This window comes from Nocardia nepalensis (assembly GCF_048910785.1).
GTDB lineage: Bacteria > Actinomycetota > Actinomycetes > Mycobacteriales > Mycobacteriaceae > Nocardia > Nocardia nepalensis.
Window position 1 is genome coordinate 707,613 of sequence record NZ_JBKBET010000031.1, and the last position, 14,256, is coordinate 721,868.

15 protein-coding genes are annotated in these 14,256 nt (G+C 64.6%); 6 read left to right on the plus strand and 9 right to left on the minus strand.

What is annotated here, in order from left to right; translation table 11 throughout:
• Positions 1–112 precede the first annotated feature (112 nt).
• Complete coding sequence (locus ACHQ4I_RS28085) at positions 113–601, minus strand: hypothetical protein (protein WP_420774852.1); 489 nt, start codon at positions 599–601, stop codon at positions 113–115.
• Between the two features lie 9 nt (positions 602–610).
• Positions 611–1,171 (minus strand): hypothetical protein, encoded by a 561-nt coding sequence (locus tag ACHQ4I_RS28090; protein WP_420774853.1) that lies wholly within the window; start codon positions 1,169–1,171, stop codon positions 611–613.
• A gap of 30 nt (positions 1,172–1,201) precedes the next feature.
• On the opposite strand from ACHQ4I_RS28090, the gene ACHQ4I_RS28095 reads away from it, so the two are divergent.
• Both ACHQ4I_RS28095 and ACHQ4I_RS28100 read left to right on the plus strand, forming a co-directional pair.
• Positions 1,202–1,453: a hypothetical protein gene (locus ACHQ4I_RS28095; RefSeq protein WP_420774854.1), complete on the plus strand. Its 252-nt coding sequence runs from the start codon at positions 1,202–1,204 to the stop codon at positions 1,451–1,453.
• An 84-nt stretch (positions 1,454–1,537) separates the two neighbouring features.
• Positions 1,538–2,764, plus strand: a complete 1,227-nt coding sequence (locus ACHQ4I_RS28100) for a hypothetical protein (RefSeq protein WP_420774855.1) — start codon at positions 1,538–1,540, stop codon at positions 2,762–2,764.
• A gap of 261 nt (positions 2,765–3,025) precedes the next feature.
• Here the strand turns inward: ACHQ4I_RS28100 and ACHQ4I_RS28105 are convergent, their stop codons facing one another.
• Positions 3,026–3,337, minus strand: a complete 312-nt coding sequence (locus ACHQ4I_RS28105; RefSeq protein ID WP_420774856.1) for an EthD family reductase — start codon at positions 3,335–3,337, stop codon at positions 3,026–3,028.
• Between the two features lie 167 nt (positions 3,338–3,504).
• Here ACHQ4I_RS28105 and ACHQ4I_RS28110 point away from each other — a divergent pair, with 167 nt between their 5' ends.
• Complete coding sequence (locus ACHQ4I_RS28110; RefSeq protein WP_420774857.1) at positions 3,505–4,407, plus strand: LysR family transcriptional regulator; 903 nt, start codon at positions 3,505–3,507, stop codon at positions 4,405–4,407.
• Positions 4,408–4,904: 497 nt separating this feature from the next.
• On the opposite strand, the gene katG is transcribed toward ACHQ4I_RS28110, so the two are convergent.
• From katG to ACHQ4I_RS28130, 4 genes are all read right to left on the minus strand, one after another.
• The gene (gene katG, locus ACHQ4I_RS28115; protein WP_420774858.1) at positions 4,905–7,130 is read right to left on the minus strand and encodes a catalase/peroxidase HPI; all 2,226 of its coding nucleotides are present in this window, start codon (positions 7,128–7,130) and stop codon (positions 4,905–4,907) included.
• 37 nt (positions 7,131–7,167) lie between these two features.
• Entirely contained in the window at positions 7,168–7,593 is a 426-nt protein-coding gene (locus ACHQ4I_RS28120) for a Fur family transcriptional regulator (protein WP_420774966.1), read from the minus strand.
• Positions 7,594–8,045: 452 nt separating this feature from the next.
• Positions 8,046–8,342, minus strand: coding sequence for a hypothetical protein (locus tag ACHQ4I_RS28125; protein ID WP_420774859.1), 297 nt, complete (start codon positions 8,340–8,342; stop codon positions 8,046–8,048).
• Positions 8,343–9,365: 1,023 nt separating this feature from the next.
• Positions 9,366–9,893: a hypothetical protein gene (locus ACHQ4I_RS28130; RefSeq protein WP_420774860.1), complete on the minus strand. Its 528-nt coding sequence runs from the start codon at positions 9,891–9,893 to the stop codon at positions 9,366–9,368.
• 212 nt (positions 9,894–10,105) lie between these two features.
• Here ACHQ4I_RS28130 and ACHQ4I_RS28135 point away from each other — a divergent pair, with 212 nt between their 5' ends.
• Together ACHQ4I_RS28135 and ACHQ4I_RS28140 are read left to right on the plus strand one after the other, a co-directional pair.
• Positions 10,106–11,011, plus strand: coding sequence for a class I SAM-dependent methyltransferase (locus tag ACHQ4I_RS28135; protein ID WP_420774861.1), 906 nt, complete (start codon positions 10,106–10,108; stop codon positions 11,009–11,011).
• 368 nt (positions 11,012–11,379) lie between these two features.
• On the plus strand, positions 11,380–11,562 hold the full coding sequence (locus ACHQ4I_RS28140) for a hypothetical protein (protein ID WP_420774862.1): 183 nt from the start codon (positions 11,380–11,382) through the stop codon (positions 11,560–11,562).
• Between the two features lie 82 nt (positions 11,563–11,644).
• On the opposite strand, the gene ACHQ4I_RS28145 is transcribed toward ACHQ4I_RS28140, so the two are convergent.
• On the minus strand, positions 11,645–11,920 hold the full coding sequence (locus ACHQ4I_RS28145; protein ID WP_420774967.1) for a DUF6506 family protein: 276 nt from the start codon (positions 11,918–11,920) through the stop codon (positions 11,645–11,647).
• A gap of 66 nt (positions 11,921–11,986) precedes the next feature.
• The gene (locus ACHQ4I_RS28150) at positions 11,987–12,556 is read right to left on the minus strand and encodes a LysR substrate-binding domain-containing protein (RefSeq protein ID WP_420774863.1); all 570 of its coding nucleotides are present in this window, start codon (positions 12,554–12,556) and stop codon (positions 11,987–11,989) included.
• Between the two features lie 422 nt (positions 12,557–12,978).
• Between ACHQ4I_RS28150 and ACHQ4I_RS28155 the strand changes: the two genes are divergently transcribed.
• Positions 12,979–13,842, plus strand: a complete 864-nt coding sequence (locus ACHQ4I_RS28155; protein ID WP_420774864.1) for a CPBP family intramembrane glutamic endopeptidase — start codon at positions 12,979–12,981, stop codon at positions 13,840–13,842.
• The last annotated feature ends 414 nt before the right edge of the window (positions 13,843–14,256 follow it).

Genomic DNA, 14,256 nt, shown 5'->3' on the forward strand with positions numbered 1-14,256 from the left:
ATCAGTCCGTGACGAGCTAGACGTATTCTGACTCGACCATCTTAGGGACTGCCGCATCTGCGATGTGAGGTCGCAGCAACGTGTCAAATATGATCTGCGACGGGCTTGCTGACTACAGTGTCGCTTCCACCTGTTGCCGAAGGTCGTCGATCTGTGCGACCAGCCGAATCAGTTGACCAATGAAATCGCTGAGATCGGTCAGCGACATGGTGGTACCAACATGCGGTTGATGCGGCTCGCTTCGCAAGCGTCTATGAACGGCACGCCAGCCATAGGCGGCGTCGGATGTGGGAGCGGTCCACACGTTGTGGACAACATCATTGCGGCGGTCCAACGCGTCGAGTGCTTCTACCAGCACAGTCTTGCCCTGGTCGCGGAGCGCCGGGTTGGTGGACTCGAGGGACTTCAGCGCGGACTTGACGAGTTCTGCGCCATGCTTGCCAGCGTGTGTCGTCTGTGGGACACGATCTAGGGTATTGAGCAAGTCAACGAGCTTGACCTCGAGCAGTGCGGCAATCAACACGACGCGGCCGACCGCTGAATAGAAGTCTTCCGGCATAGGGCCAAACATGTTGTCGGGCACGCCGAACCGATCGGGCATCTGCTGAGCCTAGGTATGAACATTTGCGGTGTCGAGCAAGTTCGCGCCCAAACCGGTATCGGGGTAAACCGGTAACCGGTGTTCCAAAACTGGCCACAGACGTACAGTCCGGATCGATACCGGTGTGCAGATTTGTGGTCGGTCCGGGCGGTCAATCGGACCGTGCGGATTGCGGCAGTAGCGGATGTTCCAAACTTCCTTCAGTCGGACCTCTGGCCGGCGGCGTTCAGTTCGGTCAGCACAGCCGGTGTCCGCCGGTCTATTCGGGATGTCGAGCCGGGCGGCGAGGTTCGTCAGTGCGGCGGTGTCGATGTTGCTTTTGTCGGCTAAGGCTGTGAGATCGTCGAGCATGGTGCCGATTTCGAGAGGCGTTTTATCGGCGTGGCCGAGCAGTCCGTGCTTTGCCACTGGGATGGTGTAGAGCGTCCTGTGTGCGGTGGCCAACATCGGCGTCGGCAAGCGTTCCAGCACTCGAAGATTCGCCGCGTCGGGGGTTGGCCGTCGGCACGAACGGCGGCGAGTGCAGTTCGGATGCCGCGCGGTGGCCTGTAGCGCCTTGCCATCGGCCACGGGATGTCCGTTTCGTGGCATGCTGGCGGCGTGGGTAAGAGTGAACAGGTCGAGCATAGAAGTGGAATCGAAGCGATCATCGAGAAGATCGAGGCCGGCAAGGGCCGCGTCGCTGGGGTGGAAGTTGCTTTCGGCAAAAAGGATGGGATTCGACCGTCAGCGCATCGGAAGGCCCGTCCCGCCCTGGTGCTCTTCCTCTCCTCGGTGTTCATCGGCATCGTGTTGCTGGTCGTTATGTGCCTGGTAGTGGCCGTCATCCCGGCCGTGCTCATGATCCTCTAGTCGCACTGCGACGCTCGGCGCACTACTTTCGGTCGGCCACTGGTCCTCGGGCTAACACCCCAGCGACGCCCACCATCGGACATAGTGACCTGGTTCGACCATCCCAGCCAGTCCAAAGCGACCCGTAAGCGGCATAGGGCGTCCCCGTCCGTTACGCCACCGCAATTCCCCAGCTGCGTCGAAACTCTCGCAATCCGGCCACAGAACTGGGGGCGCGTCGGCGGCAGCGCTGTGACGCCAATTGCTGGCAAGATCAACGTTATGCGCTCTACCGTGCCCGCCCTCGTGTTGCTGATGGCGGCTGTCCTGCTGACCGGATGTGGCTATTTCGGACATGGACGCGACCAGGCCGAGCATGACAGCTGGTCACGCAAGATCGAGACGGCCATCCGGGCCCTTCCTGGGGTGACCGACGCGTCTCACCGCTTCGAGCACTACGAGGGCAAAATCTTCCACGCCTATCTCGACGTGCGACTCAGGGACGAGGCCACACCGGCAGAGGCCGCGTCCGTGGTGAATACCATGGGCACTCAACCGCTTCCGCGGCGTTTCCACGGCGAACCGATGAACGTCACCATCGACCGGATGGCGGACTCCTATTCCGCATACTGGCTTTTCGGCCGTGACGTGAGCACGGAAGCGAACGCCGCAAACAACTGGGCGCGACTATGGGCCGCTGGCACCGAAGTGCACTGGGACTCGAGAGGCGGCGACGCGAGCCGCATCACCAACGCCATCGACATCCGGGCGGGCTCCGAGAGCGAACCCCACCGCGCCACCGCGGCGATGCGCCGAATCATCCGGGACTTCCCCGAACTGGCATCCAACCAGTGGACCGTATCCACCGTTCATGAGCGGGAGCGCGGGTTACCCAATCACTCGGAACGGCGCCCCGGGTCGTATCCATGGCCACATGATCGCGTCACCCCCCACCAAGAGCCCACCCCTCGCTTCCCGTCCAATGACGAACTCGACCTGTGGCAGTGGTTCCTGACCGATCAACCCATCCCGTTCTTCGCTTGGGTGTCCGTCTACGACCCGCCTTTTGAAGGCCGCACACTGGGCGTCACCGTATTCCCTCCCGTAGGTACGGAATTCAGCGCCGCGCAGACCACACAACTCGCCGATCTGCATCTTCCCTACCTGGCAGGCTCCGGCGCGGCGGTCGACTACACGATCCACACACCCAACGGCCCCGTCTTCTACTCCAGGGGCCCCTTTTTCGAGGTCGTGGTCGGCGGCTGCCAGACACCCGGATACAACGTCCTACCGGAGTCGCAGCCCTACGTACGTCAATACGAACACTGCTGATCCGCGTCCCACAACCACCGTGTCGAGATGATCGGTAGCGCCGACGTCGAAGGCCGGCACAAGACATCGCGGCGAGATCATCCGGCCTGATCTCGCCTTACTGCGCTGATACTGGCCTTCAGATGACCCCTGCCCGTTGATCTTCCACGCCCCCGCGCTGGCCGGTTCGGTCAGCGCGGTATGCGGGAACGGCGTTTCCGCCGAGAGCCGGACCTGGCCGCATCGGCCGACCGAAGGCGTCCCGGAGCGTGCCGTCCTGCCTCAGCTGGTGCCGTCCTGCACCGGATAGTCGATGACGACCACACCGCCGGTGGCGTAGTTGACGACATCGGCGGCCGCCCGCTGGCCTTGCGCCGACGCCCGAGCCGCGGCCAGGGCGGCGGCGTCAGCGAAGTCGCCTTCGAAGACCACGAAATACGGCGCTTCTCCCTTGGTCGCCGCCACGTCGAAGCTGTAGCGCCACGCGAGCAGGCCGGGCATCTCCATGACCAGCGGAAGGTGGTTGGTCACGTAGTAGTCGCGGAAGTGGTCAGGGTCGGCGGGCTTGGGATACAGGACCAACAACTTATGCATGACGACCTCCGTCCAGATCAGGGTCGGCGGTGTGTGTGAGTGCGATATCCAGTACCGCGGTCGGTTGAATCGTCATATGCGCAGGTTAGGGCTTGATGTGTGGTCGAGGGAAAGACCGGGACGGGATAGGCTCAGAACGGATCGTTATCAATCGACGGGGAGGGTATGTGGCGCCGGATACGGTGAGCCTGCGGTACTTTCTGGTGCTGGCGCAGGAGTTGAACTTCACCCGCGCGGCCGCACGGATCGGTATCGCGCAGCCCGCACTCAGTGCCCGGATGCGCCGATTGGAGGCGGAACTCGGTACGGCCCTGCTGGTTCGTAACACCCGTAGCGTCGTATTGACCACGGCCGGTGCGGCTTTGGCGGAGTCCGCGCCCCCCGCGCTGGCGGCGCTGGACCGGGCATGGGACACCGCCCGGAGCGCGGGCGCCGGTGAACTGGGCACGCTGCGTATCGGATACAGCCTCAGCGCCGGGGCCGAGACGGCACCGGCCCTGGTGGACAGGCTCATTCGCAGCAGCCCGGGACTCGAGGTCGGCGCGGTCCCGATGGCGACACCGGAGATCTCCCCCGCAGTCGCCGACGGCCGCATCGATGCCGGGATCACCCGCGGTGAACAGCCGGGCCGTGGCGTGCGCCGGTTCCTGTTGCGGCGTGTGCGCGTCGGGGTCCAATTGGCGCAGCATCATCCGCTGGCCGAACACCCGGAGATCGAGATCGCCGACGCGGCCGCGTACCCGCTGCGACTGCCCGACCGTGCGGCCAACCCCGTGATCCACGATCAGCTGTCCGCACTGTTCCGCGACACCCGACCACACCCTCGATTCCACACGCCCGCAGTCTCTTTCGACATGTCTCAGCGCGACCTACGCGACGGGCTCACCCTCGCCCCGGCCGGTGAAACCGCGCTCACGACACAACCGGCCGGTCTCACCTGGCGACCACTGCGCGGCGCACCCAGCCTGACGATCCACCTGGTCCTCCCACGCGAGCAGTCACCACTACACCGCCGCATCCGTACCGTCGCCAAAACCCTGGCACACGAGCTGCACTGGCTGCCGGACTGACGCGCAGCAAGTCACGCGAGACGGACGTCGACGATGGCGAGGCCCGCACCACCAGGGCCAGGGCCTGCGCCGACGGCGTGGGCGGCGCCCGGTTGCGCTTTCTCGCTATCGGGAACTACGGTTCGTCAGGTTCCAGGACTTGCGCTCGCCGGAGGTATTCCTATTCCAGGCGGGCGGGTCCTCCTCGCTGGCGCGCATTCAGCGCGGCATGTAGGACTGCAGCTCGATGTGACAGGTGTTGGATTTCGTTGGTGGTGTGACGGATGTGTTGCCGCAGCCGACGAGGCAGCGGTTCGTCACAGATGATGTTGTGGCAGAGCATGTTCCGGATTTCTTGGCCTGCACCGACGCCGGGATCTGGCTGATCGATGTCCGGCCTGCGAGCCGGATCAGGCCGCGAGATGAGGGCGTTCGCTCCTACTGCCGAGGCCGCGGCACTACCTGACTGGGTCGTGACACGTCAGGGCGCGCCACGCCCGTCGCAGCCCCGGTCCAGATCAGGCGAGGTCGAATCGGTCGTTGTCGACCACCTTGACCCACGCGGCGACGAAGTCCTTCACGAACCGCTCCGCGGCGTCGTTTTGCGCATAGACTTCGGCCATCGCGCGCAGCACCGAGTGCGAGCCGAAGACGAGGTCGTTGGCGGTGGCCGTCCATTTCGGCTCCCCTGAGGACCGGTCGAAACCCTCGTAGACGTTCTCCGCCGACTCCGACGCCTGCCACTCCGTGCGCATGTCGAGCAGGTTGACGAAGAAGTCGTTGGTCAGCAGGCCCGGACGTTCAGTGAGCACACCGTGCTTGCTGCCGCCGTAGTTGGCGCCAAGAGCGCGCAGACCGCCGATCAGTACCGTCATCTCCGGAGCCGTTACATCGAGCATGTACGCGCGGTCGAGCAGCAGACGCTCCAGCGGAGCCTTCTCGCCGGACCGCACATAGTTGCGGAACCCGTCCGCCCGCGGTTCGAGCACCGCGAACGAGACCACATCGGTGTTGTCCTGCGTGGCGTCGGTCCGACCGGGTGCGAACGGCACCGTGATGTCGTGACCGGCGTCCCTGGCCGCTTTCTCGACCGCCGCGGACCCGGCGAGGATGATCAGGTCGGCCAGTGACACCTTCTTACCGCCGGCGGCCGAATCGTTGAACTCGCGCTGGATCTGCTCGAGCACGGGCAGTACCTTCGCCAACTCGGCGGGTTCGTTGACCTCCCAATCCTTTTGCGGCTGCAGCCGAATCCGGGCGCCGTTGGCGCCGCCGCGCTTGTCGGTGCTGCGGTAGCTCGCCGCCGACGCCCACGCGGTCTTGACCAGCTGCGCGACCGAGAGGCCGGAGTCGAGGACGCTTCGCTTCAGCGCCGCGACGTCCTGTTCATCGACCAGTTCGTGATCGACGGCCGGAACCGGATCCTGCCACAGCTGCGGCTCCGGAACCCACGGCCCGAGATAACGGCTGAGCGGTCCCATATCACGGTGCAGCAGCTTGTACCACGCCTTGGCGAACGCCTCGGTCAGTTCCTCGGGGTGATCCAGCCAGCGGCGGGTGATCTCCCGATAGATCGGATCTTCGCGCAACGACAGGTCCGTAGTCAGCATGGTCGGGGTTCGGGCGGGCCCGCCGAACGGATCCGGAATCGCGCCCGCACCGTCCTTCGCCTTGTACTGCCACGCCCCGGCTGGGCTCTTGGTCAGCTCCCACTCGTAGCCGTACAGGTTCTGCAGAAAGCTGTTGTCCCACTTGGTCGGCGTGGCGGTCCAGACGACCTCGAGACCGCTGGTGATGGCGTCCTTACCCTTGCCGGTACCGTAGGAACTCTTCCAGCCCAGGCCCTGCTGCTCGAGCGGGGCCGCTTCGGGTTCGGGACCGACCAGGTCGGCATCGCCCGCACCGTGGGTCTTGCCGAAAGTATGGCCGCCGACGATCAGTGCGACGGTCTCCTCGTCGTTCATCGCCATCCGGCCGAACGTCTCGCGGATGTCCCGCGCGGCGGCCACCGGATCCGGGCGGCCGTTGGGCCCTTCCGGATTCACATAGATCAGACCCATCTGGACAGCGCCAAACGGTTTCGCCAGATCCCGGTCACCGCTGTAGCGCTCATCGCCGAGCCAGCTGTCCTCCGGACCCCAGTACACCTCTTCCGGCTCCCAGATATCGGGGCGCCCGAAACCGAAGCCGAAGGTCTGGAAACCCATCGAATCGAGAGCGACATTGCCAGCGAAAACCAACAGGTCCGCCCAGGAGATCTTGTTGCCGTACTTCTGCTTGACCGGCCACAGCAGCCGACGCGCCTTGTCCAGGCTGGCGTTATCCGGCCAACTGTTGAGCGGCGCGAAGCGCTGCGCGCCCTGACCGCCGCCACCGCGCCCGTCGGCGATTCGGTACGTACCCGCCGCATGCCAGCTCATCCGGATGAACAGGCCACCGTAGTTGCCGTAGTCCGCGGGCCACCAGTCCTGCGAATCGGTCAGCACCGCGGCGACATCGGCCTTCAGCGCGTCGACATCGAGCTTCTTGAACTCCTCGGCATAGTCGAAATCCTCGCCCAGTGGGTTGGACTTGGACGAATGCGCGTGCAGCACCGACACATCGATCTGTTCCGGCCACCAGTCCATGTTCGTGCGGGGCCGATGATCGGTCTGCGGAGTCGGGGACGGGATGGCCGGGTTCTCGCTCTCACTCGCACTTCGAGTTCCGGCCTCGGGAGCGGGTGGGCGGCTATCGGATGTCATGACATTCCTTCCTGAATAGGTTGTGGTCAGGACGTGATCAACCGGCGTGCGATGCGACGCAATCGGGACACAGGCCCCAGTAGATGACCTCGGCCTCATCGATGGCGAAGCCGCTGTCGTCGGACGCGGTCAAGCACGGAGCCTCGCCGACCGCGCAGTCGACATCGGCGATCGATCCGCACGCCCGGCATACGACGTGATGGTGGTTGTCACCGACCCGTGTTTCGTAGCGTGCGACCGAGCCGTACGGCTGAATACATCGCAGCAGGCCCGCGCCGGTGAGCACGCGCAACGAGTCGTACACCGCCTGGTGGGACACCGCTGACAGGCGAGATCGGACGGCGCGGATGATCGAATCCGTGTCGGCGTGCGGATGGTCGTGCACCGCACTCAATACCGCGACACGCGGAGCGGTCACCCGAAGCGAAACTCCCCGCAGCATCTGCTGGAATTCCGTGGCCATAGGCACGCCCAGAGTCTCGTCCGCTTTCTGGAACGAGTCAAGCATCGCCACGTGGTCGAGGCACCACGACTATCTTCCCGGTGGATTGGTTGTGCTCCATGTGACGATTCCCTATTGGGTGAAGCCCGGGAGCATTCCTGGGCTTCACCACTTCGATGCAGCCATGTCAGCCGCGTCGGGCTTGGGATACGCACGGCACCCCGGAGTTCACATCGGGATCAGACCTATTGCAGATGTGCTGCGGGTTAGCGGTAGGCGTTTCAGGTACGCGGAATTCCGGCTCCGCTGACGCCTGCGGCAGGTTGATCTGGCTCGCCGGGGATCACTGCGGGGCCTCACCGCGCGTGGTTGCCGCCACCACCTGCGCGGCGAACATTCCATCAGTCCGGTTACCGTCGGCGTCATCGTTTGGACACTGGCGCTGCCGGGGACCCGATTTCATCGGAGTCAGTTCATCGACTGGTGTTCTGGTCCTGCTGGGCGAGGACGAAGCCGCCTTGCCCGTCGTGGTCTTGGCCGGTGTCGAGGATCTTGTCATCCAGGAAAGCGGCGGCCTGCTCGTCGAGGAAGACCCGTGCTCCTTGGGTGGTCACGACCCGGTCTTGCTCCTCTGGTCCTGCGGTGACCGCCATCTGCAGCGTCTCGGCGCCGTCAGTCGCCGAGATTCGCAGCCCCGCCTCCATTGGCGCGTCCCCGGTGGAGGTAATAGTGCGAACGGCTTCGATCGCGGTGGGGGTAAGCAGCAACATCCGTCTGGTTCCTTCCGCTGTCGTGAAGCACCTTCTTGGATGGGTTGGGTCGTAATCGAGATGCCCTTTCCCGCGTCCTCGTGGTTCGCGGTAGGGATGTCAGGGGTGTTCGTGGATCGAACGTCCCTGCAATGGTCGCAGATCGCGTGTTGCCCGGAGACCCGATTCGACCTGCAACCTCTCTTGGCTGGAGTTGCTGGTCTGTGAACGGCTTCGGCGCGGGTATCGCGACCATGGTCGCGCGAGCCGATGCCCGGATGCCGACGAAATCACTACCAACTGCTTCGGAGGCATCCCGGCTGCCGCACTCGGAGCTGACCAGAGCAGTGTGTTCGCGCCGTCAAGTCCGCAACCGAGCCGCTGCAGTCTCGGCAGCCATGGCAGCCGACAACCGATCACGACGCCTGCGGGGTCATGGTTGGAGGGGTAGATTCGTAGATCTCTTGTCGCGCAATGGCATTGCCCGGTGGTCCGCACCGGTCGCCGAAGACTCACGGGCTTCCGAGATGCCTGCACGCTTCTCAGTCCCCCAAGAGCTATCGGCCTATCCGGGTGTACGCCTGGGGCCCGGTTCCATGCACACATTTCGAACCCGACAAATTCCGCGGCACCAGAACACCATCCATTCCAGGTTGCGCGAGACCAAGATTCCGGTCCGAACAAGCTCCTGAACCAGGTTGTGGTTCACCATATTTCCGATCGGCTGCGGAAGATTCTCGGCCGGCCCGATCACGCCGCGGCCGCATGAGGCAGTCGCACACCGGTGACGAGTTCACGGCATGGGTCCGCCGGTCCTGCTGGTGGTTGGCGCCGGGCTTGCGGGCCGGGCCTGGCGTACCTACCAGGAGCCCACATTGTTCAAGGCCGCGTCGCCACGGAAAGGGCAGCGGCGACGGTATCCCGGTCTCGAATGGCGTCGTGCCAGTCCAATAGGTGCGTCAGAAACGGGTGCGGGTACTGCTGCGACAGCTCGGACAACGCGGCGCGGTCGGAACCGGCCTCTCGTTGGATCGGCAAGCCGAGCTAATCGGCCAGCACCGTGTGCACCTGATCGGGCGATCCGAGGTCGATGTGCCGACCAACCCGGTCGCAGGCCGCGTTCTGCGAGGCAGCGGCCCGCTCGGCGAACCGACGGTGCAGGCGAGCGAGCAGATACGTGCCGAGCAGGCGGTCGCGGCCGAAGCCGACGGTGTGGTCCATGACGAGCACCCCCGACGACTCGTGGTGTTGCCCGAAATCGGTCATGGGGTGGATCGTCGACGGCGAACCCGGCGAGCTCGCCTTGACACGCCGGATCCACCACCGACGAGCCACATCACTCGTCGAGACTCGTCTGCCGAGCCGACGTTGTAGAACCGCCGTGTGGATTCCTCGCTGCTGGATCCACCCGACCCGGTCACTGTGGTGGTGAATGATGCGCATCTCGGCGAACTCGGCCAACGCCATCAGGTCGGGCCGCCAGAGTTTGTCCTGGAACGCGGCTTCGGGCCAATAACCCGGACAGGACCGCGCTTCGTGCTCGTCGCGCACCGGCGTCTCTCTGACGAGCACTACAGTTACTTCCTGGTTAAATGTTGCTCACGCACCGTTTCGCACAGCTGTGAGATCTGTAATCTCGGATCTGGATGCCACCCGACCTAGGCACCCCCAGCCGCCCGATCGACGACTCGCAGACAATCGCGCCCCGAAGGGCGGTCCAACCTCAGCTGTATGGCGGGAGGACACCGACACGATTCGGCCTGCATGCAAGGAAGACCCGCACCATGACCGGTTACGCCCCCGCCGACCGTCAGATCCCGTCCCGCGACCAGCTACCCGACGAGTTCTTCGCGCAGTTCCTCGACCCGACTCGCACCTACAGTTGCGCGTACTGGACTCACCCGGACGACACCCTGGAACAAGCCCAGTCCGCCAAGATCGACCTTGCACTGGCCAAATGCGATCTGCGACCGGGGATGACCCTGCTCGACGTCGGCTGCGGCTGGGGTTCGACCATGCTGCGCGCCATGGACACCTACGGCGTCAATGCGATCGGGCTGACGCCGCACCGCAACCAGCACCGGTACGTACGAGACCGCCTCGTTGACCGGCTCATCCACGGCCGCCCCTACGGCGGTGTGCGACAGCAAGGCTGGCAACAATTCGACCGCCCCGTAGACCGCATCGTCTGCATCGGCGCACTCGAACACATCCACCACCAGCGATACCCCGACTTCTTCGACTTCGCCTACCGGATAATGCCCGACGACGGAGTGCTGCTGGTACAAACCGTCGTCGCCCATGACCCGCACGACGCGCAAGCGGACCAGGTACCCAGCCTGACGACCGAAACCGAATTCGCGTTCCTACGCGGCACCGTCTTCCCGAGTAGCCGGCTCCCACGATCAACCGGCCACAACCCCAGGGGAATCAACGAATACGCGCAGGACGCCGGATTCACCCTCACCCGCATTCAGGAACTGGGATCCCACTACACCACCACCCTGGACAGGTGGGCCACCTCTCTGCAGGAGCACCGCGACCGGGCGATCGAACTCGCCGGACAACACACCTACAACTCCTACATCAGCTATCTGACCGAGTGCGCCGACCACTTCCGCCGCGGCCACCTCAACGTCATGCAGTTCACCTGCACCAAACCCGGCGCAATACAACCCCCACCACATTGATCCTGCCCGCGACACTCGATTTGGTGTCCCCTGGAACCGGCAAGACGGTATCGCCGCGGCAGCGTGCGCGGTTGGGGCCGTCAGCTAGCCGGGACACCCTGTAGCGTCTGGTCCACGGCGTGCCGGATCCGCCGATCGGTGCCGAAAAGGTGCTGCGTGTACATGAGTTCGCTGTTGCGGTTGCGCGCACAACCAGCCACCGCGCCCGCAGCGTCGGGTGGGTTTGGTGACAGCACAGCGTGCGACGGGGGCGGTGGTGTCGCTGCTCGCCGTGATGACGGGTCACCGGGCTCGTCATACGAAATGATGACGTACACACCGCCTTACGGCCGATGAATCGCACCCGACGGGGGCGCCAGGATTGCAGCATGCAGATACGATTTGTGGCCGGTTTCGGGGTATTGCTCGTCGTCGCCGGCGCAGCATTGTGGCTCTTCGCGCGGGACACCGAATTCGTCTGGTTCCGAGGTGGGCCACTCGGCGCCGTCCTCGTAGTTGTCGGGGTGATCGATATCGTCAGCGCGCTCAGGACGGACCGGCGGAAGCTTTGACCGGAAGGCGAGGGGGCACTGCTGCGCGGTGCCCCCTCGGTTGTTCTGAAGGCTGTTGTCTGCGTTGGTATATGGGTAACGATCAGCCCTCGAAAAGTGCATGTACCTGATCGACGGCCTCCACACCGTAGGCAACCGCACCTACCAGAACCACCCCCGGAACGGCCTCGATAACCCGGGCAGTCCACAGCGGGCCGAACCCGCCGCACAGCTCGATCAGCTGAGCACCGCTATCGACGAGTCGGCGTGCCACAGCGATGGCCTGTTCCGGACGGTCCACGCCGACGAACACCGACCGGCAGGCGGGTGTTTCGACAACGGTCTCCCGGCTCGGGTCACTGCCGGCTGCGGTGTAGATTGAATCCCCACGAGGTGAGCGCCATGTGTTTACCTTCCTGGATACAGGTTGCGCCGCAACGAAGTCCTACCGCGGTGCGGCCCGATCGGTTTCGACAGCCGATCGTGGGTACCGCTGTCCACGAGGTAATACCGGATGGGTGTGCGGTGGATCCGCAGCCACCAGGTCAGCGGCGATCTCGCGGTATCGCGCGGCGAATGAATCGGCCGGATTCCACACCAGGGCATAGCGGATTCGGAGTGCGTCAGCGGCGAACGGCACCCAGACCAATCCGTCGCCCGGCCACACATCCCAGACCGGCCGGACCGACGAACGCGCGAACCACAGCAGTGCGCTGCCCTCGAGGTCGGCCCACCGCACCGCATGCCGTCCGGCCAGTCGATGGCCGGTCGCGACCACCACCCCGAGTTCGGCGTGCTCGATCGTGACATGGTGCAGGCCCGCCACATCCGCGGGCAATAGCAGTACTCCGGCATCGAGCGCACCGCCCCGGAGCCGGGGCAGCTGCTCGGCGGTCTGTAGGTCGGTGATCTCGGGGGCAGGATCTGCGGCGGCCCGTCGCAACGCCGACGCCAGCCGCGGTGGCGCTCCGGGTGTCACGGCGAGGCGCAGGACACGTTCTTTCCGAACCGACATTTGGTCAGCATCCGAGCACGCAATCAAGATCACGACGTCAATTTCGCCGGTACGAACATCTTCCGATCCACACCGACGTCACCATCCACCGACCAACGACGTCACACCGAAGTAGCCACGCTGCTCCAGCCCGCCGAGGTCATCCACCCTTGGCTGATGAGGACTCCTATCTGTGGTATGCCAGTGATCTGTCGTATTGCCAAGGCTCTGGCGCAAGTTGGGGTGTTCTGCCACCAACCCAACGCAGGTTGATCGTTGCGTCCATGTCCAGTCGTGGGGCACTTGCCGCGCTCGCTTTGCCGACCACTGCAGGCTGGAGTTACCTGTCCCTGGGGACCGGTCGCGCCTAATACTTTGGTACAAAGATCATCAGGACCTCAGGGTGATGCGCGGGGCGGATATCGACGGACAAGGTAAGTAACGTGAGCCCCACCGATACCAGCAACGCCCAGCCTGGCCCCGTGTGCGCAATGCAGTCGCCGACCACTGCAAGGGTCTGGGCCGCACTCGGCGTCTACGTGCTGTCCACCCTTGCCGCCTCGGTTGCCTTACTTGTGGTGCAACCTCTTTCGGGCATTGACCCGTCGGCGCTGTCACTGGTCCAGTTCGGCCCGGCGCTGGGCGCGCTGGCAACCTGGCTGACGTTCAGGAAGACCGTCGCCGGAGTGCTGCCCGCAGCAGTCTCCTTCCGGCGAGTAGGCGCGAGTGTCGTGGCGGTGGTCACGGCTTGCGTGCTTTTCTGCCTGTTGATCACCATGGCGGCTGTCGTGTCGGGCACCGCCCTTGTCGGCCCCGCGGCAGTCGGGGGTCTTCCTTTCGCAGTGTTTCTGGTGCTCCAACTCCTCGGCGCGGGCGGCGAGGAGATTGGTTGGCGGGGCCTGATGCAGCCGATACTGGAATCTCGAATGACCAGGTTCGCGGCAATTTCTGCGACAGGGGTGACCTGGGCACTGTGGCATGTCCAGGCATTCGCGGCGGGCCCGGTGACCGCGGTCTGCTTCTTCGTCTCGGCGATGGCGTTCGCCATCGTGCTCGGATACCTGGGCAACGGGAGTTTCCGCCAGCGTGTGCTGGTCGCGTCGATCGGGCATTGGCTGATCAATATCGCGTGGTATCTCCTCGCCGGTGACAACACCTTGGATCGGCCACAGATCGTGTTCGTCGCAATTGCTGCCGTGCTCATCGCCGCAGGCACAATGACGGTACGCGCTCTGCAACACCGTGAGCAGGACCGTCCGGGACCGGATCACAAGCAGAGCACACGCGCCGTCAATCCGTCACGCTAGGCGCTGCCGAACACGGGTAGCGCGAACCGCGGCAAGGAGACCGCCGCTGCCCCGAACAACGTTGCGTCAACAATCCAGCAACCGATCACCACGGACGTGCGTCGTTGTCGGGACGCGGTTACGCACCGCAGGAGGATGGACCATTCTTCCGCAGGTACATTCACGACCTGGCCGAGCTGCCAGCGCCGGGCCTGCCGGGCGGGTTCACTATCGCTACTGCAGCCGGCGACGCCGAGCGCCGGGCAGCCCGCTCGCGAAGTAATCACGCGCAACCCGAGTCACAAATGACTGCAGCAACCGGGAATCGGATTGCACACTCCTGCAACGGTTCACGACGGCACCGCCCACCAGATCCGCGCCGAGCGCGGCTCGGTACTTGCCGCCGCCTACGCCGCCAACCCGACCCGGTTTCGA